The organism is Lacipirellulaceae bacterium (assembly GCA_040218535.1).
Classification (GTDB): domain Bacteria; phylum Planctomycetota; class Planctomycetia; order Pirellulales; family Lacipirellulaceae; genus Adhaeretor.
Window position 1 is genome coordinate 505,235 of record JAVJRG010000005.1, and the last position, 18,790, is coordinate 524,024.

Consider the following 18,790-nt stretch of genomic DNA (forward strand, 5'->3'; position numbering starts at 1 on the left):
GGTTGTGGTACTTTCTCGGGGGTCAGCGCGGTGCGAGCACCGTGGCTAAACAGGGTTGGTTTGGGGGCGTGCTTCCTGCGCCTGGCCAAACTTTTGCCTTGCAAGGTAAGCATCGTCGTGGCGGTGCTAGCGTCTGTACGCACTGGCAAAGGTTTCCCTGTGCAACGTCTGTTCGGTGAAAACCGGAGGTACCAATTACATCGACCCCGCGGGTTGTGCCCGCGGGGTCGTTGTCGGTGCTGTGGTTGTGGCTTCCAGCCGCAGCTTTGCGTTTCTGATTGTTCGAAACTGGGGCAGGATGCCCCAGCCACGTTGGTTGTTAGGCTTCGCTCTTGGCGGCTTCTTCCTCGGCGGGAGCTTCCGCTTCGCTGCTGTCAGAGGACTCTTCTTCAGCTGGGGCCTCGGCTTCAGCCGGCTTTTCTTCTTCCGCGGCTGAATCGTCGGCGGCTGGCGAATCTTCTGCTGAAGGCTGCGCCATCTTGAAGAGTGGTCCCGAGTCGCCACCCATGCCGCCCTTGAGGTCGGCGGGTGCTTCTCGTGCGGCGGCCTCTTCTTCGGCGGCGCGAATCTCGTCTTCTTCGGCCCACTCAACGCGTTTGCGAGAGAGTCCGATTTTGCGATCTTCGGTATCGACACGAAGGATTTTTACTTCGAGCTCATCGCCGACGCTCACCACGTCCTGCGGGTTCTCAACCTTGTCGTCGGAAAGCTCGGAGATGTGGAGCAAACCTTCGAGGCCATCTTCCAACCCGACGAACACGCCGAAGTTGGTGATTTTCGTGACCTTGCCGGTGACAAGCTGACCCTGCTGGAAGCGATCGGGGATGTCCGAGGACCAAGGATCTTCGTCGAGTTGCTTGAGTCCCAAGGCAATACGACGACGTTCTTGGTCGACCGAAAGCACTTTGCACTCGATCTCTTCGCCCTTCTCGACCACTTCGCTGGGGTGACTGATCTTGCGCGTCCACGACATGTCGCTGACGTGCAGCAGGCCGTCGATGCCCTCTTCGATTTCGATGAAGGCACCGTAATTGGTGAGGTTGCGAACCTTGCCTTTGACCATCGCACCGGTGGGATACTTGTCGGCGACTTTCTCCCAAGGATTGCTTTGGGTTTGCTTCATGCCGAGGGAAATCTCTTGCTTGCCCTCATCGATCCGCAGCACGATGACTTCGATCTCGTCGTCGATGCTGACGATCTCCGACGGATGGCTGATGCGTTTGGTCCACGACATTTCGCTGATATGCACGAGGCCTTCGATGCCATCTTCCAGTTTGACGAAGGCACCGTAGCTCATCACGTTGACGACTGTGCCCTTGACCTTTTCGGACACCGGGTACTTCTCGGCGACGTTTTCCCATGGGCTCTTTTGCTTCTGCTTGAGTCCGAGGGCGATCTTCTCTTTGTCGTAGTCGATGTTCAGGATCACGACTTCCAGTTCGTCGTCGATCTTGACCATCTCGCTGGGGTGATTGATGCGGCCCCAGCTCATGTCGGTGATGTGGAGTAGGCCATCGATGCCGCCGAGGTCGACGAACGCACCAAAGTCGGCGATGTTCTTGACCACACCAGTGGCACGATCGTTGACTTCCAGCTTCTTGAGCAGTTCGGCCTTCTTTTCCGCACGTTGACTTTCGATCAGGCTGCGGCGGCTGACCACGATGTTGCGGCGGGCTTCGTCGATCTTGAGGACCATGCACTCGATCGTCTTGCCGATGAACTCGCCAATGTCGTGCGGACGACGGATGTCGACCTGGCTGGCGGGCAGGAAGACGTTGACGCCGATATCGACCAGCAGGCCGCCTTTGATTTTGCGGGTGACTTCGCCGGAGACAACATCCCCTTCGTGGACGGTCTCCATGACCTTCATCCACTTCTCGATCTTCTCAGCCTTGTTCTTGCTGAGAACGATCATCCCCCGGTCGTCGGTGCGACCTTGGGCGTCTTCGACATCTTCGACCAGAACGCGAATCTTTTCGCCAACTTGGGGAGGCTCGATCTCTTCCCCTTCGACTTCAGGTTCCCATTCGCTCTTGGGAATCAGTCCTTCACTCTTGTAGCCGACGTCGACAAGGACGAACTCCTCATCGATACGGATGATGGTGCCTTCAACAATTTGATTGACATCGACATCTTCGCCGCCGAGCCAGCTAATGTCGTCTGGCGACATTTCGCCAATTGCTGCTTCCCAATCTTCTTCTGATACGTCGAATTCGCGGATTAAGTTACGGTTGACCATGGGGAAAGGGGGACCTGCGTGGAGGAGTATTCGCAGTGTTGACTCTAGATAAGCGAGTTACGTCTCGCCCGGTTCGAGTCGGCAGTGGGCAGTGGGCAGTGGGCAGTCTTGTTCGATGAATGATCGAGACTGCTTACTGCCTACTGCCTACTGCTCACTTGCCGAAGTTCCTCGTTGGTTAAAGTATTGCCAGTCGTCGTTGCCTTCACGTGAAGACACTCCTCGAAAATCCGACTGAGCGAAGCCCGGCAGTTTACCACAGGGGCGGCTGGTGGGCAATTGGTTTAAGTTGTTTTGTGGGCATCGTTTAGGTGACGTGTTTAGTGGCTCCAGGCCGGGCCTTTGGCTTTTGCTTCAAGCGTTTTTCTGAGCAAAAGTGGGGGTGCCATTCAAGCGGTGATGGGCATGGAACCACTTGTTTTCTAGTGTTTGCTGGTGGCTGCTGTCGTGCTGCGTGAGGCACTTTTGCTTAGCAAAACAATCGTCAGACTCACGATACTGCCGGGTCGAGCGGCGGTAGCAGTGCCAGGAGACGCAGTCGGATTTGCTCGAGTTGGGTTTTGTCTTCACATTCCTCCAGCAGAACGCTGACCGCATCCTCAAGCACTTTGAAAATGTCTGCCGGGGCATAGGTGTCTGGCTTGCGACGGGCAAACTGCTCGGGGTGGGTTCGTTCAAGCAGCCAAGCGGCAGCTCGCCAATTGGTTTTTGCCGCTGTGCGGAGTGCTTGCAGGGGAAGCAACTCGGCGGTGGAATTTGCCTCGCGGAGTTGCTTGGCAAACTCCTCATCGCGTTGTGCCTCGCGCTGCACGGTCCAGATCGAGCAGCCAACATGCCGCGCCGCCGCATCGAGCCCGGCCCCCACGGCAATCATTGCACAAAGGGAACGACGTTTGTCGTGATCGGCCAAAATACGTGGCCGTCCGTCGTTGATAGGTGGCGGTAGCTCGGGGCGGGGTTTTGGTAGGGCCATTGGTTCTCCTCCACAGGTTTGAAGATCGCACCCTAAGTTGCGGACGCGAGAACCGTTCATTTTAGTGGGAGGGGTGGCCTAATTTCTTGTGTGAAATTTTGGCTAGTTGCGGCATGGCTTTTCTTTTGAATAGCTAGCAAATCGGTTTGGTGCGAAGACGCCGCTGTGTTCTTTGCAATGTTTGCTTGGGTTCTGTGAATTGGGTAGAACGAAACGTATGAGAACAACGACCATCATTTTCTTACTTGCTTCCAGTTTTCCGCTGTTTACTGTTTCCGCTGAACCTCCCTAGGCTCAGCCGGAAACAAGCCAGATTTAAATGTTTTGTAGAGCAGTGAAGCCGTTTGGATATATGCTGAACCAAGATTGTTTCATCTGGAATAAGTAACAGAGTAAAAAGGCAATAGCGATGAACAAACTTGTCTGTAACCGCCGCGCATGGTTAGTGACAGCGTTTGGAGCAGTGCTCACAAAGTCTTCCTTGGCTTCTGAATCAGAGGCTCCCTCGCCAAAGTGCGAAGGGCTTCCATTGGAGGAAGCACCTAACGGTCGTGAGGCAGCAACTGTAATTATCCCTCTCAAAAGTGCTTGGGCCTACAAGGTGCCTGGCACGAAAGATATTCGTCAGGTTGATAAGAGCCAACGTGCTGAAACGGAGAAGAAAGTTGAGGAGATAAGGGACAAACTTGTTGTCACTCCAAGACGCTTAAAAGCTAGGCCAGCGTTCGTTGTCCCTGGAGTCGATTCTACTGCATTTGAGAATGCTTATTTATCTTTCTTAAAGCCTCAAAATGTGGTCGACAAATTCACAACTGCAACCGCTTTGACATTGGTCGTCTTTTCTAAGCGGTCGTCTCGCTACTTTTATCTCGATGAAGTCAAGAGAATCGGAAGCAAGATTCATGTTAGCTACCACTACATTTCACACCCTGGGTTATCCGTCACAGAACATTTCGCATTAGTACCACTTGGAAAACTAGAAGCTGGAACCTACCAAGTGCTTTTAGCCCCATCGAAGAAAAAGAAAGAGTTCGAAGATGGCCGTCGCGTATCCCACCCCGATAAGGAGCAAAGAAAGGTGATACTTTCGGAGTCGTTTGAGTTTACTGTCACTCCCTGAAAGAGTAGACGAGGTTTCCATGAAGACTTATATGCTTAGCGTTTTGCTGTTGGCCATTTATTTTGTGGATGTTGCTTCTGGAGGTTCGGACTCGATTAGCAGCAATGGCGTGAACGCGATAGGACTAACTCAATTTGATGGTGTGCCGCTTGATGGAAGAAACATCATCGTCGGGCAAGTTGAAGACGTACGCCCTGGATTACCAGGCAAAGATGACGAAACAAATTTCAACACTCAAGTAATTCCCAACATGGTCGTTAAACGAGAAGGGTCTAGTCTTGCAGATGATGAATTAGCAACAGACCCGCATGCTACTCAAGTAGCAAGTGTGCTCATATCCACGGACACGGTAGACAGTAACAACAACGGAATTACCCCTGTTGGAATTGTCCCTATGGCTCAGCTTAAAGCGTCAGCCTACGGGAACCCAGCCTTTATCAGCGAGTACGATGCTGCTTTGCTCTCAACACAGTGGGTAGCCACTAATGGTGCTAAGGTCATCAACCATAGCTGGTCTACTGAACTGCCAAGCCCAGTAGCAACGGAATCGGACGGAAACTCTCAGCTAACACTCGGGATGGACTGGATTGCGAATCGCTACAACATCCTCAACGTACAAGCCGGTGACCAAGAAGCATTGACGGGAGGTACGGGTAGACCAGTTCCAATTGACAACTTCAATGGTATTACCGTTGCAAGGTCAGCAAGGGATTCAAGTGGAGTATTTCGCGATGTTTCTAATGGGAATTTCCAACCACTTGATGCTGGAATTAGAACGTACACCGATATTCTCGCTCCAGGTGTACTGGTGGAAACTGCCGAGGTAAACGACAGCCCTATTCCAGCGAACAATCCAACCTTAGGGGAGCAACGACTTACAGGAACCAGTTATGCAGCCCCTCATGTCACTGGAACGGCAGTGATGTTACAGCAGTATGCCGCCGAACGATTTACGGCAGGAGCAGATGGGTGGACCAGCACGACCAGCGTTACAGGTGCTGTTGAACAAACTGCAATTCGCCACGAAGTTCTTAAGGCTGTAATTATGAATTCGGCTGATAAGCTGAAGGATGACGAATCCGTAATGTATCCAGGAACAAACGACCTTATTCCCGAAGGCCGACTCTTAGGCATGGAACGTACCGTGCGAAAAAAAGACAACTCAACTTGGTTCGACTCGATTGCATATGACGAAACAGCCTTCGCAGGCATCGGCACGGCTTACGCAGTTGATGAAGAAATGGGAGCTGGTCACCTCAATACAAAACGTGCTTTGCAGCAATTCATTCCAGGAGAACATGAGGAATTTGGGATCAGTGGTGAAACAGTACCCCTCATCGGTTGGGACTTCGGAACAACTACGGGTACCGCATTTACTGATTACGCACGATATCGATTCAACGAAGACTTAGAAGAAGGACACTTCATATCAGCTACTTTAGCCTGGGACAGGATAGTCGAGTTTGAAACCGACAATGGAACCGTCAATGAATTTGATGAGAACGACGAATTCGCTCCTTACACAGACGACCCCGAGTTTCGTCCTGCGGACTCGCAAGTAAATGACCTTGAGCTGTACTTGATGCCAGCCTTTGCGGGAAATCTTGGTCAAGCTGTTGCACTCTCATCTAATGACACAGGAGCAACTGTCGAACATCTTTTCTTTGAGATACCCGAAGATGGTGCTTATGAACTATGGGTTCGGCAGCAAGACGCTGATGTGGGCAATAGTCAAGATTTTGGGCTAGCTTGGTGGTACGGACTCGCACCCGATCTTCCGGACCCTGGAGCCACCAGCGACTTCGATGGCGATGGGGACATTGACGGTGCGGACCTCGCTCAGTGGCAGGGCGACTACGGTCTGAATGCTGACAGCGACGTGAATAATGATGGCAGTAGCGATGGGCTCGACTTCTTGGCTTGGCAGCGGGAGTTTACCGGGCCTTCCTCAACGGCAAGCGGAAGCCCTGTGCCGGAGCCGAGTTCTTTGCTGCTGCTAGGTTGCATCGGTATGCTGGGCTCACTGCGGTTTTCGCGAGTTGCTTGATCTTCTAGGTTAAGTCGGCTTGATGTGGTGAGTTCCGACGAAACGTGACGTTTGACCGAAGTCTATTCGCCGGGTGCCACTGGCTCTGCCAGTGGGGAGTGTTTAGGTAGAACAACGGCTTCGAAAATGGTGTTATCTCGTAAATGCAAAATGGGCCGCACCTCGCTAGTCCCTTGCAGTCCGTCCCTGAGTTCAAGATTGACCTAGTCCAAAGCCTGCCTCAAACTCTGCTGATCGGCCATTCGTTTCACGGACAAGGCACTGGCGGAGCCAGTGGCACTCAGATTTCGGCAGTGATACCCGGCGCGACGTGCGGAGCACCAACAAAAACGCTTTTAGGGGAAACCTATTCGCTCTGGTGATGCGTTTTCAGTTACGCTGGTAGTCCTATGCGGACGATTTTCCCACTGATGCTGCCTTGTCTTTTCATGGCGAGCCAAACCGCTACGGCGCAACTCCCCACCGCCACGGGTCGGCAGATCGCCATGAGTCAGACAGCTTGGAAGTTGTTTGTTCCTGATACTTATCAGCATCGGCCCGCGGATGTTGCTGATTTGTTGATTCACTTTCATGGCAATCCTCAGACGATTTGGAACAACGCGGAGTACGCGAAGCTCAATGCGGTGGTCGTGACCGTGAACTACAACGGGTTGTCGAGCGCGTACTCGGGGCCTTTTTCTGACCGTGAATTGTTTGGGGCGCTGCTTGGCGAGGCATTGGATAAGTTACGGTCCGATGAGGATTTTCCCACGAGCTTAGCTTGGGATCGGGTTGCTGTTTCGTCATTCAGTGCCGGTTATGGTGCTGTGCGGGAGATTCTCAAGAACGAAGCCTACGTGAGCGAGATCGACGTTTTGCTGGCGGCAGACTCGCTGTATGCGACGACCGCTAAGGATGGCACGCCGTTGGATTCGCAGATGGCCGGCTTCAAGGCTTTCGCCAGCATGGCGCAAGGCGGCGAGAAGACATTCGTGTTTACTCACTCGCAGGTGTTGACGCACACTTACGAGAACACCATCGAGACGGGCGATGAACTGCTCGAGCATTTGGGGATCGCTGCAAGTCGCGTGAAAACGAAAGGGCTAGGCACGCTGCAGTTCTACCGACATGCCCAAAGCGGCAACTTCCAGCTTTGGGGAGCGAGAGGTGACGATGGGGATGCTCATCTCGAGCATCTGCGCTACATCGGCGAGTTCCTGCCGCTGCTTTCACTTGCCCAGTTACCAACGACTTCGGGTGAAAACGAGGTGGACGGTCAGGTCAGCGGCGACGAGTTCTTAGCGTGGCAGCAAAGGAAGTCTTCCGATCCAAATACGATCGGCAATATAGATAAGCGTCTGGAAAGATACGAAGATGGTACTTCGGCTGCCGTCGTGATTTCCTTCGGGCTGATAGCCATCGTGTTTATCGGGTTTTGTCTCTACCTACTTCGCAGACGCGGCGGGAAGAATTGAGGTGCGGATTGAGGGTTTTGGCGAGGATTTCTACAACGGTGAGCAGATTGCATTTCTTTCTCAATTACTTTGCCCAACGAAGCTGGTTCGAGTAGGCTATTTCAAGCCCAGACACGCCATCACGTTATTCGGCGTGTTATTGCTCGCAATCATGGAGTCCGCTAATGCATTCTTTTTTCAATCGCTCGTTTCTCATCACACTGTTCATGTTTGGGTGCTCAATAGAACAGAGTTTTGGGCAACATGTCACACTTGCTTTCGAAGGTGAGGTCGAGTCGTTCTCTAATGAGCTGCAGGGGTTTTTTCAAGTCGGCCAACCGTTGCGGGGAAATTACACTTACGATTTGGCGACTCCCGGTACGCCGCTTATGAACGCTGGGACTAAGTACGACGAAGCCGTCACTTCACTGCGCGCCCGATTTGCCAACGGATATTTTGTTGAGGAAGGGGGCGACGACGACCTTTTTACGAATGATGGGCCTCCCACGAATGATGTCTTTTCGGTGTTCTCGACGAATCCAGACGCAGAACCCGTGATCGGTTTGCCGCTGGGAGCTTTCATTCTTAGCTTGATCGACACAAGTTCGACCGTCTTCACGAATGAGGACCTGCCGTCGATCGCGCCGGACTTGGCTTCTTTCGATTTTAGAGATGGCCGTTTGATCTTTTTGGACCCAGGCAATGGCAACAAAGTCGTCCAGTTCTCAATTACCGCACTGCGAACGGTCCCTGAGCCAACCGGTCTGGTACTTCTGTCGCTTGCCGGGGGATTCTTCGCCTGCTGGAGAAAGCGTTAGCGGGCGGAGTTCTTCGAAAGTTAGCGCACCAGAAACGACGCGTTGTCAGACTCCCTAGGGTCGGTCGAAAAACTCTACGGCCCCTCGGTCGAGATCGTAGTAGGCTCCGACGACTTTCAACTTGCCTTGCTTTTGGGGCTCGAGCATGATCGGGTCGGACTCGTTGCGTAAGCGGTCGACGACGCGGCGGACGTTTTCGTGAACGGCGTCGTCGAGATTGATTTTCCCCTGCTTGTCCCGGACACCCAACGCGGCAGGCAGGATGGGATGGATCATATCGTCAATTGCCCCCGGGAAGCGGGCGTCCTCTTCGATGACTTTTCGAGCGGCGTCGACGGCACCGCAGCTTTCGTGACCCATTACCACCACGAGCGGGACCTTGAGCACGGCAACGGCATACTCGATGGAACCCATCGCGGCTGTCTGAACAAGTGACGTAAGCGCAAAACGGAGATTGCCCTTTGGCTAATTCAAGCCGTCGCTTTGTGCCCATCGGTGGGTTTGAATCTTTCCCGTCGAGAAAGGCGTTGTTCCCGTCGATCAGGAATTGCAAGGCCTCGTCGGGGGTGAGCGTGGTGTATCCGTCTTTGGTTGGGACTGGTCGGAAGGCGTTCGTTTCTCCGCCCTCTTGTGCCATCGCGGTGGTGGCGAGTGAAGCGGCCCCGGCGGCAATCATGTGTCGTCTCGTGATGTTCGGCATGGGTCGTGTTCCGTTGGAAGGACGAAGGTGCAGATAACAACTGACAGATTCTAGCCTCTTGGACCTCGAGTAACCGCAGTATCAACCATTGATTAACGTCGGGAATGATTCGACGAGGGAATCGTATTCTCGACTAACGACTGTTTCGCATGCTCGGATTGGAACGACATTTCAGATTGTCGTCAGCTTCATTGAGACTTATTGCACAAGACGCTGGTCAACCTGGTCTCAGATGCGTTTCACGCATTCTACTTGTCGTCTTCCAGCGAGATTGATTCCGAATCTTCGCTCGGTTCGAGGCGTGCCATCGGAGTCGGATCGGTCGTGGGTTCGACGTGGGTGAGGTCGCGCGCTTGGTAGAAGTTGGGAATCAGTTTCTCGTTGTGCTCGACCTGGTAGGTAAGTGCGCGAAGTTTGTCGTCCCAGTGCATCTCGCGGATGACGGCGGTGCAGGGGGTGTTGGCCATGCCGCGGGAGAGGACTTCGACCCAGTCGCCGATTTCGTAGCCTTCGCTTTGCACTTCTTTCCACAGGACGTGGCGAACCCGTAGGGTGTGATTGCCGTAGACGAGCAGGTCGAATTCGCCGGGCTTTTGTTCCCGTCGAAAGACGCGATTGCTGGGGATCAGCGAGCGGGCGAGTTCGACTTCTTCTGGATGGAGCCAGGCGTTTCCGTCCTCGGGCCACCATGGGTAATAACCGTAGCGGGGTTCTTCCCGTGCGGTGAGCTGGTTGGGGGGCTCTACGCGGGGCAGTTCATCGCCTGCCATTTGGAATTCGTCGTTGTGGTCGCTGGTTTCCATGATCGGTGCTATCCGTAAGAGCGAGCCCCCTACTCGCTATTCTAACGATAATCGTCACGACCGACCAACTGCCGGTACGCTTCGTAATGGTCAAATTGCGTGAGACCTGCCAAGAAGGAGGTACACTTATCGAATGACTTGCGAGCTTTCTTGCCCCCTCACCTAATCTCTCCCCCCAAGGGGCGAGGGACGTAGGAAGCTCGCTTCTTTGGTCTCAAAACCGCCAGCGGTCAAAACCTCCCCATGAATCTTCACGACTTGCTTGAACATCACGGCTTAAGTGCCAATCCGTTTGCCGATGAGGATGCGCAGACAGACCCGGTCTTTCAGGGGCGTTGTCGCACGAGCGTGTTCCACCCGAACTGGGATAAAATCTATGGCGACCCGACCAGTCCTGCGACGTCGATTGTGTTTGGCGAAAAGGGTGCCGGCAAAACAGCGATGCGGTTGCAAATTGTCAGCCAGATTCGTGAGCACAACCAGTCGGATGCCGCGTCGAAGTTGTTCGTTATTGAGTATGACGACTTCAATCCGTTTCTCGATCGATTTGCTGATCGGCTGAGCAGTCGAAAGCGACGACAACCTGAGAAGGTGCTCGCGGAGTGGAAGCTTTGGGATCACATGGACTCGATCCTGTCGCTGGGCGTGACCGACGTGGTTGATTCGGTGCTCGGCTCGCGGCGTAACGGTAACAACGGACAAGACGCGAATTTGCTGCCGGACGATGTCGCCAAGCGGTTGGATCGTTTTCAAAAACGCGACCTGTTGCTACTTGCGGCATGCTATGACAATTCTCTCACCGAGACTTTCCAATCGCGGTGGTATCGGTTGCGTAAGAAGCTGGGATATTATCCCTGGCAAAGTTGGTTCATTCGCGGAATTGGCGTCGCTGTAAAAACTGCCGCTATTGGCGTGATGGCGTACACACGCAACTACGGCTGGTTGACGTCGGTTTGGTTCTGGCTGGTGATCGCACTGGGCTGGGCGCCGTGGCTTGCCCAAGTTTGGCGGTGGTGGATGCAGGCGTGGGGCGTAAGCAAGCACTTACGCTCTGTGAATCGCGACATTCACCCGTTGCGTCAGGTACTGATGCAGTTCTCAGGCAAAGACATCAACGGCCAGCCTTTACCGAGCAAGTACCGTACAGACGACCGTTACGAGTTGCTCTACAAGTTCCAAGGCGTTCTGCAAGCTCTGGGATACTCAGGCGTAGTCGTGCTGGTCGATCGCGTTGACGAGCCGCATCTGACGGGCGGCGCTTTGCCTAAGATGAAAGCTTTTGTCTGGCCGATGCTCGACAACAAGTTCCTGAAGCAGCCGGGTTTCGGCCTGAAGCTGCTACTGCCTGCCGAACTCTCCGAGTTCGCTTTGAATGAGAACCGCGACTTCTTCCAGCGGGCAAGGCTTGACAAGCAGAACATGGTTCCTTCGCTCGAATGGACGGGCCAGTCGTTGTACGACTTGGCGAACGCACGAGTCGCGGCCTGTGCGGAGCAAGAATCGAAGAAGCCGCGTCTGCAGGATTTGTTTGAGGAGTCAATTGACGAGCGGCGGCTGATTGATGCGTTTGCCACGCTGCGGGTGCCACGTCATCTGTTCAAGTTTCTGTACCGTTTGATGGTCGCCCACTGTCAGTCGCATGTGGACACGGACCCGGCTTGGCAAGTGCCGTTGTCGACCTTTGAGACGCAGCTAGCAATCTACCAGCGCGACCAAAAAGCGGTCGATGAGACGCTAGCAGGTTAGTCGCCCGGTCGCGGAGCGAAAGGCTACGAACCTCAGAGCTAGTATCTCGGCTTGACCGGCGGTTGGTCATTTGCCACACTCCCGCCCCGCTACTGCCCTAGCGGATTATGACTTGGTCGACCAACGGATTGGAGATCCCCCGCAATGTTGTTTCCATTGAATCATCACTCAGCGATCGCATTTGCCCCCCTGCTAGCTGCGAGCCTGCTGGTGGGCTGTGGCGACTCGGGTTCGACGGCTCCGGCCGCGCAGTCTTCGACGAGCACATCGGCGACATCAGCAGCTGGAAAGGCTGCTACTAGCACACCGACCGATCCAACGGAGCGTGTTGTGCATGAGTTTCTCGATGCGCTGCGAAAAGGAAAAACCGATGCCGCCAACTCGCATCTCACACCTGTAGCGCTCGAGCTTTTGCAACAGAGTGACAGCTGCATTGTGATGCCGGCCAGCGAAACGGCTCAGTTTCGTGTTGGCAAAGTGGAGAAGCACGACTCGGAGCGGGCCACCGTGGACGCCGTTTGGTCAGATCTCGATGTCGATGGCAATCGCGTGGATGAGGTGATGCTATGGGCATTGCGATTGGTTGAAGGTCGTTGGAGAGTCTCCGGGATGGTGGCCGATCCTAATGGCGAGAATCCGGTAATCTGTGACTTCGAGAATCCTGCGGAATATGGGCAACCTACGCAGAACGGTGCTCCTGATATTTCGCGTCAGGCCAAGCAGGAGGCTGCTGATCCATTTCAACAGGGTGTGGTGCGATAGCATCATGCTCCGTTAGCCTCGTCGTAACCCGTTGCCAAATAGCGTCTTAGTACATTAGCCCCTGATTCTTTTGAATCGGGGGCTTTTCTTATTGTCAGGTTGATTTTCGATATTTTGTGCAATCTGCCCTTTAGCCGTTTGATCGACCGTGTCGGAACGTGCTAGGTTGTTTGAAGAGCGTCCGTTCAATTCTACGTGAATTGCCTGCCTTGACGGAGCGGCCACTTGACACCCTATGCAAGCATGATAGGTTTGTCGCCTAAGTTTCCTGATGCTCAAAGTCAGCCTACTTTCCACGGTATTTCGCCGTATTGAGAATGGCATGATCCTACCTGTGAGCCAGTGCAAGTTAAGTCGAGACAGAAATCGCCCCTGAGGGCTCGTTGAATTCATAATCTTTCCAGCTTGTTTGATGGAATCGAACCAGTGGGATGCAGCGGGTAGGTGGCGCTTCACATAAGCTATCGAGAAGAGTTGCTATCGAGAAATTTAAGCCCTGATCACGCCAACCGTCGCGTCGATTGGTGCCCGTAGAAAACAGACGGTAACTGTGTCCGAGAGTCCGTTCTCTCGAGACGTACCTTAGAGTGGGAGATTTAAGATGAATCGTGTTGTCATTTGGACAGCTGCCCTGATGGTTGCTGTCGTCGGTTTCGCCCTGATGGGCGAAGAGAAGGCAGAAGCTGGTTTGTTTGGTGGTCGCAAGTGCGGTAAGCCCGCCTGCTGCGAGCCTGCTCCAGATCCATGCGAGTGCGGTGGTCGTCAAGGTTTGTTCGCGAAGCTGAAGGCACGTCGTGCTGCTAAGAAGGCTGCTTGCTGCTGCCCAGAGCCAACTTGCTGCCCTGAGCCAGTTTGCTGCCCAGCTCCAGCACCAACGTGCTGCCCCGAGCCAGAGCCATGCTGCCCAGCACCAGCTCCAGCTTGCTGCGAGCCAGCTCCTTCCTGTGGTTGCGAAGCTGCTCCTTCTTGCGGTTGCGAAGCAGCCGCACCAGCTTGCGGATGTGCCGCTGCTGCTCCTGCTGCTCCAGCATGTGGATGTGGTGCCGCTCCTGTCGTGATGCAGGCTTCAGCTGTTGTTGAAGGTTGCAGCACTTGCGCTGGTGCCGCTCCTGTAGAAGTCGCTGCTCCTGCAGAGGCTGCTGCTGAGCCAGCCGCTGAAGATGCACCAGAAGCTCCTGCTTCTGACGAAACCACCTGAATCGAGCATTGCTTGACTCAATGGGTTTAATACCGAAAGCCGGTCCTCTTCATGGGGTCCGGCTTTTTTTCAATAGTGATTGCGAAGATGACTCGCGCAGAGACGCGGAGACGCAGAGTTGGATCGTGCCCGACCTCGTGGGATTGTCTAGCTTAGCCCCAGTTGCTTTTAGCTTGATTGGGATTAGTCTTGGCATAGCAACTGAACTACCACCGGCTGAAGCCGATGGGTTTTGGGATTCGTGAGCTTCGGACTGAAGTCCTTCGCTCACGAATTATTAGCCCCGGGATTTATCCCGGGGTTCCGAGGGAGTATCCAACCATCGGTCGAGCAAGAAGCGTTATCGAAAGGCGGGGCATTACCGAGACCGAAATGAGCCGCGGCCTATTTCGACCTCAGCAACGCTCCGTTGGCCAAAAATCTTAATAATTCGGTCGAACACCGACAAACCACCTGTTTCCCTGGGATAAATCCCAGGGCTAATAAGACCCTAAAGGTTTCGCTTGAAGGCGGGGGTTTTGACCCATCGCAAAGACAATAAACACCTGGGCAAACGATAGCAGACCTCTGCTGTCTCAGCGCCTCTGCGCGAGGTAGCGACTTCCCATTGAGCAATTAGCATGGCATCGTCACGTAAATCAGACATCGAAAAAGAGCAGCCGAGATGGCGTACTGCGGCGACGGTGGCAATTCTTTTACATCTGTTTTGCTTGAGCCTGGGCGTGTTGAGTAACGCCGGTCGCGAGTCGGCGATCCGTGGGGCATTAGGGAATGTGCCGCTCGCTCCCGCTTATCTTCAAGTCTTGGGGATGAATCGCTCTTATGAGTTTCCGATGGCTGGTGCTTCCGTGCAGGACGGCCAGCATATGTTGGTTGCCAGCGGCGAGTCGGAAAAGTTTCCTGCCTCGCTGCCCGCGGAAGCGATGTCTCGCTTGCGTCGAGCAAGGTACGAGACGCTGGCCTTCTGGACCGCTCAGTTTGATCGGACTTACGAGGAGAACACTGATGCTCGCACGGAGTTGCCTCACCAGATCGCATCAGCTTGGCTTGAATCGCTGGGGATCGACTCAGGCACCTACGAGCTGACCTGCTTGCGACAAGCTCCCGTCCGCTGGCAGAGCGAGGAAGACGGTAACACGGATTCCTCTGAGCCCGAATCGCTCATCCTCTTAAAGCTATTGTGGGACGAACCTTCTCGCGATTTGCTGGTGACACTCGTCGAGGAGGCGAGCCAGACGGCCACGGTGGTTGATCCCGACTCTGATCCTCGAACAACAGACGGGGAGCAGCCATGATCGGCATTGCCCGTCAGTATCTCTCCGAGCTTGCCGACGCGACCGGCATCGCCTGGAATCGGTTTTGGTTCGCGCCCAGTGGCAGCGAGACTTTGGGACTGGTACGCATCGGTGCGGGCGTCCTGGCGCTCATCACGATGGGCTCTTTCGGCAGCGATTTGCAGTGGCTTGTTGCCGGCGAGGGGATGTTGCCTCGTGATTTCGTTCGTGATCACTACCCGCTGTCGTTGTCGTTGTTCGACTTCGTGCCGGGCTCACTACTAACGCCCGTCTGGATCGCGACGCTAGTGGCTGCCGTGCTGATGATCTTGGGGATTGGCGGTCGGTGGTCGGTGATTGCGACGGCGATTGCTCTGCTTTCCTATTTGAATCGCGTTCCGCTGTTGGTGCAGCCTTACGAGACGGTTCTCTCGTTTGTTTTGATCTACTTGTGCGTAGGGAATTGCTGGGAACATCTCTGCTTGCGATTCAATCGCAAAGAAGTCACAGCGGCTAAGCCACGAGTGGCGAATCAGGTTTCGCTCCGGCTGATCCAAGTTCACTTGGCGGTGGTGCACGCGATGATGGCCATTGCTCAACTTACCGAGCCCGAAGGTGTCTGGTGGACTGGCGAGGGGATGTGGCTATTGGCTTCGCGTGAGGGGATGCCTCTGATTGATCTCAGCGCTTGGTTTGAGAATCGCAAACTGGCCAGTGGCTTGGCTCATATGGTCACTCTTTATCTGGCGGCGTTCCCGATTCTCGTGTGGGGACGCTGGACGCGGCCACTGGTGCTCGCGGCTGGGCTCGTCGTGTGGCTTCTCTTGCTAATTGTCAGTGGGCGCGTGATGCTCTGTCTGACGATGCTTACCGCGACGTTAGTGTTTTTGCCCAAGGAAGCACCGGCGGAGGCGTAGCTCCGCGGCTAGGTGGTATGCTGAATCTTCGCTCAATTGCCACGCGGAGCTGCTGTTGAAGCGACGAAACGTCGGCTACAATCTGGGCTCTTCCTTGATTCGCCTCGATCGTTTTCACTGGTAGCAGTTTAAGTAATCAGTTCTCGTAACCCGAAGCGTGAGCGAGGGGCCGTGCTCTTAGGGTTTTTCCCTCGCTTACGCTTCGGGTTACGATTTTTGAAACAACTTCTTAAAAAATGAACCCAAGGCACGACCAATCATGGCTGGTTACTTTCTCTCGACCCTAGATCGGGCGAAGTTTGAACAACTCATCACCAACCCCTCTGATGAACAGGCAACGCTGCTTGCCGAAGCGTTTCTCGAAGAGTTGGAAGACTTTTTGGAGGATGTCGAAGAAGAGTCGGATCGAGAATTGTGGCCAACGGATGAAGAGGGGTTAGCGGCGTTTATCAAGAAGCGACTGGCCATGCCTGACTGGTACTCGGACCTTTCGCTCGACAACGCGCTGGTTTGGGATCGGCTCCACGATTTGTTCTTTGACGAGCCGGGCGAAGAGATCGGCCTCGACCCGCAGATGTCTGACTACGAGAGCATCTACTGGGATTGTGCGGAGATCGCTGCCGCGCAAGGGGCTTCGCTGATGGCGGAACCGAAGTTCGGCAACAGCGGTTTCCGGTACCACGGCAAGCCGAGTGACGGTGGCGTGTACCCCATGTATTCCGTGTTTGCTGGTGAGGAGCTCAGTGAGCTTGCAACTCAAGTGAAGTCAGTCGAGAGCCACTTCGCCACGCTGGAAGAAGGTGAGGACACGCCGCGGGAAATGTTCTTCGAATGCCTCCTCCCGATGGTCACCGGAGCGGTAGAGAACGACCGCGTGTTGTGGGTGCAGACAGATACTTGAGCGACGGTGTTGGGAAATAGCCGCGAAGCGGCGCCAGCATGTAGCCAGGGGCGCATGCTCGTGGTGGCCTTTGGCGAGTGTCCGCGCCCGTGCTACGATCGATTCATCAGACCGTGGTTGCGCCGCCGTAGAGGATGAGTAGGGCTACTCTTCGGTTGTTTCGAGTTTGTCTGCGGCGGATTCTTTGTCAAGAGCATCTACTTCATCAGCAAAAGCTTCGGCTTCGAGGCGGTCACGCTCAAAAAGTGATTCGAGTGTGATGTCCTTCACGTCACCCTCGTAGTCATCGAGTTCGTAGGTGCCGTTTTCGTCAGTACCGTTTCTGCCAAGGCTGTAGAGTAAGAACTCTTCATCGCTAAGTCTTCGGTAGCGGAGTAAACCTCTTTCGGCGTCATACGGATCTACTAAGGAGTCAATTCCACCAATTGGCTTTGTCTCTTCTAGCATCTTTGGAAGTGCATTGTGTGCCTCTTGGAAGTCGATGATTGCCATCGCTGCAAGTAGCATGCGGGCTTCCATTTCTTCTGTTCGGAATACCTCGATAAGGTGATTGGCGTAATAAGAATCTGCGTCTTCAAAAACTTCTTGAAGGTGAATGCGAAGTTTACCCATCCAGCTTGAGGTTAGCACTTTCCAGTTACGGTTGCGTTTGACGATCTGTTGGATCGGTTCCCTAGAGAGTAGATGAGCAGTTACTCGTTGGCAGACTTGTGTTCTTTGTTGCGCGTTCAGTCTGTTACGAATCTCGCAGATCTGATAGTACGCGGTTCGATTCAGTGATGCCCCTATCAGGTGATGAGATTCTAAGCCGCCCTTAGCCGTCTTTCGCCCTAGGTCGACTAGATCCAGGTTGACCTCCAAAGCGTCTTGCCATTCTCGATTCACGGCATGAACGCTTGCGACCTCAGACAAACAACGTGCTAGACTTCGCAAAGCCTGGATGTCTGCGAAGTAGTCGGTGTTGGTAAACAAGTTCACCCGCGTTTGATAATCGATTGGGACGACCGAATCCAATCGCATAGCTTCCCGGGCCTGCCTGACTTGGTGTTCGACTTCCGCAACCGCTTTTTCTCTCTCAGGGGTTGGAGCAACAACTAAGCCGTAGATGGAGTCGTTGATCGTCGAGTTTTGCGTCTGTGTAGCCAAAGCAACGAGTCGGTCGTATCCGTTAGGGTCTGGGAGCTGGACTTCTGGTGCGTCAGGTGGATCGACGAATCGCCAAAAGGTGGCCAATAGCGGAAGAACCATTGCGATCAGCGATACAGATAGGAAGGTGAAAGTAGCAGCTTTCTTTCGAGGCTTCTGGCTACTCGCATAGACAAATCCACATAGCCAAAGGGCTACCAGTATCGATGAGCAAGAGGCAACGACACACCAAGCAAAGTTCTGTTGATTCAGCGAGCGTAGTTTGATGAAATCCCCAGCCGTTAATGACGGCCAGTTGGGTTCGACCGGAGGCCAACCATAGGTTTGGCTTGCAAAGTAGTTTACGAAGTAGTCGAAGCGTGCCAAAAGAATGGCTGATAGTATCGTGAAAAAGATGCAAGCAACTGCAACGAGCCATCGGTGGCTCGTTTTGACGACGACAGTCACCCAGGCGAGATAAGTCCACACGGCGGCAGACACGCCAATGCTTACGACATTTCCCCACGCAACTTCGTTGAGATCTAGAGAGGGTAGCCTCGCAGCTATCGCAGCCAGGTACGAAAGAACGATCATTCCCAGCAACAGATCCGCTAGCCCGAATCGTAATGACACAATGCGTTCCTTAGGTTGCCGTGTAGACCGTCGGCGACGCTTATCCCAGCGGTAAACGAGAGTCCCCAATGCAAACAACGCTAAAGCAGGTCCAACAAACC

15 protein-coding genes are annotated in these 18,790 nt (G+C 54.1%); 9 read left to right on the forward strand and 6 right to left on the reverse strand.

Annotated features, from left to right (window positions below):
* Positions 1–319: 319 nt before the first annotated feature.
* Positions 320–2,239, reverse strand: coding sequence for a 30S ribosomal protein S1 (locus tag RIB44_02270; protein ID MEQ8615398.1), 1,920 nt, complete (start codon positions 2,237–2,239; stop codon positions 320–322).
* A 490-nt stretch (positions 2,240–2,729) separates the two neighbouring features.
* Positions 2,730–3,212 carry a hypothetical protein gene (locus tag RIB44_02275; GenBank protein ID MEQ8615399.1) on the reverse strand — a complete coding sequence of 161 codons (483 nt, stop codon included), beginning with the start codon at positions 3,210–3,212 and terminating at the stop codon, positions 2,730–2,732.
* A 409-nt stretch (positions 3,213–3,621) separates the two neighbouring features.
* Between RIB44_02275 and RIB44_02280 the strand changes: the two genes are divergently transcribed.
* From RIB44_02280 to RIB44_02295, 4 genes are all read left to right on the forward strand, one after another.
* Entirely contained in the window at positions 3,622–4,332 is a 711-nt protein-coding gene (locus RIB44_02280; GenBank protein MEQ8615400.1) for a hypothetical protein, read from the forward strand.
* A gap of 19 nt (positions 4,333–4,351) precedes the next feature.
* A complete protein-coding gene (locus RIB44_02285) occupies positions 4,352–6,379 on the forward strand; it encodes a S8 family serine peptidase (GenBank protein MEQ8615401.1) in 2,028 nt (675 codons plus the stop codon).
* Between the two features lie 428 nt (positions 6,380–6,807).
* Positions 6,808–7,833 (forward strand): hypothetical protein, encoded by a 1,026-nt coding sequence (locus RIB44_02290; GenBank protein MEQ8615402.1) that lies wholly within the window; start codon positions 6,808–6,810, stop codon positions 7,831–7,833.
* 164 nt (positions 7,834–7,997) lie between these two features.
* Entirely contained in the window at positions 7,998–8,630 is a 633-nt protein-coding gene (locus tag RIB44_02295; protein ID MEQ8615403.1) for a PEP-CTERM sorting domain-containing protein, read from the forward strand.
* A gap of 54 nt (positions 8,631–8,684) precedes the next feature.
* Here RIB44_02295 and RIB44_02300 read toward each other — a convergent pair whose 3' ends face one another.
* A complete protein-coding gene (locus tag RIB44_02300; GenBank protein MEQ8615404.1) occupies positions 8,685–9,044 on the reverse strand; it encodes a carbonic anhydrase in 360 nt (119 codons plus the stop codon).
* A gap of 534 nt (positions 9,045–9,578) precedes the next feature.
* On the reverse strand, positions 9,579–10,133 hold the full coding sequence (locus RIB44_02305; GenBank protein MEQ8615405.1) for a hypothetical protein: 555 nt from the start codon (positions 10,131–10,133) through the stop codon (positions 9,579–9,581).
* Between the two features lie 243 nt (positions 10,134–10,376).
* On the opposite strand from RIB44_02305, the gene RIB44_02310 reads away from it, so the two are divergent.
* Both RIB44_02310 and RIB44_02315 read left to right on the forward strand, forming a co-directional pair.
* Complete coding sequence (locus RIB44_02310) at positions 10,377–11,879, forward strand: hypothetical protein (protein ID MEQ8615406.1); 1,503 nt, start codon at positions 10,377–10,379, stop codon at positions 11,877–11,879.
* A 144-nt stretch (positions 11,880–12,023) separates the two neighbouring features.
* Positions 12,024–12,641, forward strand: a complete 618-nt coding sequence (locus RIB44_02315) for a hypothetical protein (GenBank protein MEQ8615407.1) — start codon at positions 12,024–12,026, stop codon at positions 12,639–12,641.
* Between the two features lie 800 nt (positions 12,642–13,441).
* On the opposite strand, the gene RIB44_02320 is transcribed toward RIB44_02315, so the two are convergent.
* Complete coding sequence (locus RIB44_02320) at positions 13,442–13,807, reverse strand: hypothetical protein (GenBank protein MEQ8615408.1); 366 nt, start codon at positions 13,805–13,807, stop codon at positions 13,442–13,444.
* A 652-nt stretch (positions 13,808–14,459) separates the two neighbouring features.
* Between RIB44_02320 and RIB44_02325 the strand changes: the two genes are divergently transcribed.
* From RIB44_02325 to RIB44_02335, 3 genes are all read left to right on the forward strand, one after another.
* A complete protein-coding gene (locus tag RIB44_02325; protein MEQ8615409.1) occupies positions 14,460–15,134 on the forward strand; it encodes a hypothetical protein in 675 nt (224 codons plus the stop codon).
* The gene (locus RIB44_02330; protein ID MEQ8615410.1) at positions 15,131–16,030 is read left to right on the forward strand and encodes a hypothetical protein; all 900 of its coding nucleotides are present in this window, start codon (positions 15,131–15,133) and stop codon (positions 16,028–16,030) included. Before RIB44_02325 ends, RIB44_02330 begins: the two co-directional genes overlap by 4 nt.
* Positions 16,031–16,289: 259 nt before the next feature.
* Complete coding sequence (locus RIB44_02335) at positions 16,290–16,931, forward strand: hypothetical protein (GenBank protein ID MEQ8615411.1); 642 nt, start codon at positions 16,290–16,292, stop codon at positions 16,929–16,931.
* Positions 16,932–17,075: 144 nt separating this feature from the next.
* On the opposite strand, the gene RIB44_02340 is transcribed toward RIB44_02335, so the two are convergent.
* Positions 17,076–18,689 (reverse strand): hypothetical protein, encoded by a 1,614-nt coding sequence (locus tag RIB44_02340; protein MEQ8615412.1) that lies wholly within the window; start codon positions 18,687–18,689, stop codon positions 17,076–17,078.
* Positions 18,690–18,790 lie beyond the last annotated feature (101 nt).

Excerpts from the sequence above, each read along its gene's own strand:
- RIB44_02270 (MEQ8615398.1), bottom strand. The coding sequence starts at position 2,239 with ATGGTCAACCGTAACTTAATCCGCGAATTCGACGTATCAGAAGAAGAT.
- RIB44_02275 (MEQ8615399.1), bottom strand. The coding sequence starts at position 3,212 with ATGGCCCTACCAAAACCCCGCCCCGAGCTACCGCCACCTATCAACGAC.
- RIB44_02280 (MEQ8615400.1), top strand. The coding sequence starts at position 3,622 with ATGAACAAACTTGTCTGTAACCGCCGCGCATGGTTAGTGACAGCGTTT.
- RIB44_02285 (MEQ8615401.1), top strand. The coding sequence starts at position 4,352 with ATGAAGACTTATATGCTTAGCGTTTTGCTGTTGGCCATTTATTTTGTG.
- RIB44_02290 (MEQ8615402.1), top strand. The coding sequence starts at position 6,808 with ATGGCGAGCCAAACCGCTACGGCGCAACTCCCCACCGCCACGGGTCGG.
- RIB44_02295 (MEQ8615403.1), top strand. The coding sequence starts at position 7,998 with ATGCATTCTTTTTTCAATCGCTCGTTTCTCATCACACTGTTCATGTTT.
- RIB44_02300 (MEQ8615404.1), bottom strand. The coding sequence starts at position 9,044 with ATGGGTTCCATCGAGTATGCCGTTGCCGTGCTCAAGGTCCCGCTCGTG.
- RIB44_02305 (MEQ8615405.1), bottom strand. The coding sequence starts at position 10,133 with ATGGAAACCAGCGACCACAACGACGAATTCCAAATGGCAGGCGATGAA.
- RIB44_02310 (MEQ8615406.1), top strand. The coding sequence starts at position 10,377 with ATGAATCTTCACGACTTGCTTGAACATCACGGCTTAAGTGCCAATCCG.
- RIB44_02315 (MEQ8615407.1), top strand. The coding sequence starts at position 12,024 with ATGTTGTTTCCATTGAATCATCACTCAGCGATCGCATTTGCCCCCCTG.
- RIB44_02325 (MEQ8615409.1), top strand. The coding sequence starts at position 14,460 with ATGGCATCGTCACGTAAATCAGACATCGAAAAAGAGCAGCCGAGATGG.
- RIB44_02330 (MEQ8615410.1), top strand. The coding sequence starts at position 15,131 with ATGATCGGCATTGCCCGTCAGTATCTCTCCGAGCTTGCCGACGCGACC.
- RIB44_02335 (MEQ8615411.1), top strand. The coding sequence starts at position 16,290 with ATGGCTGGTTACTTTCTCTCGACCCTAGATCGGGCGAAGTTTGAACAA.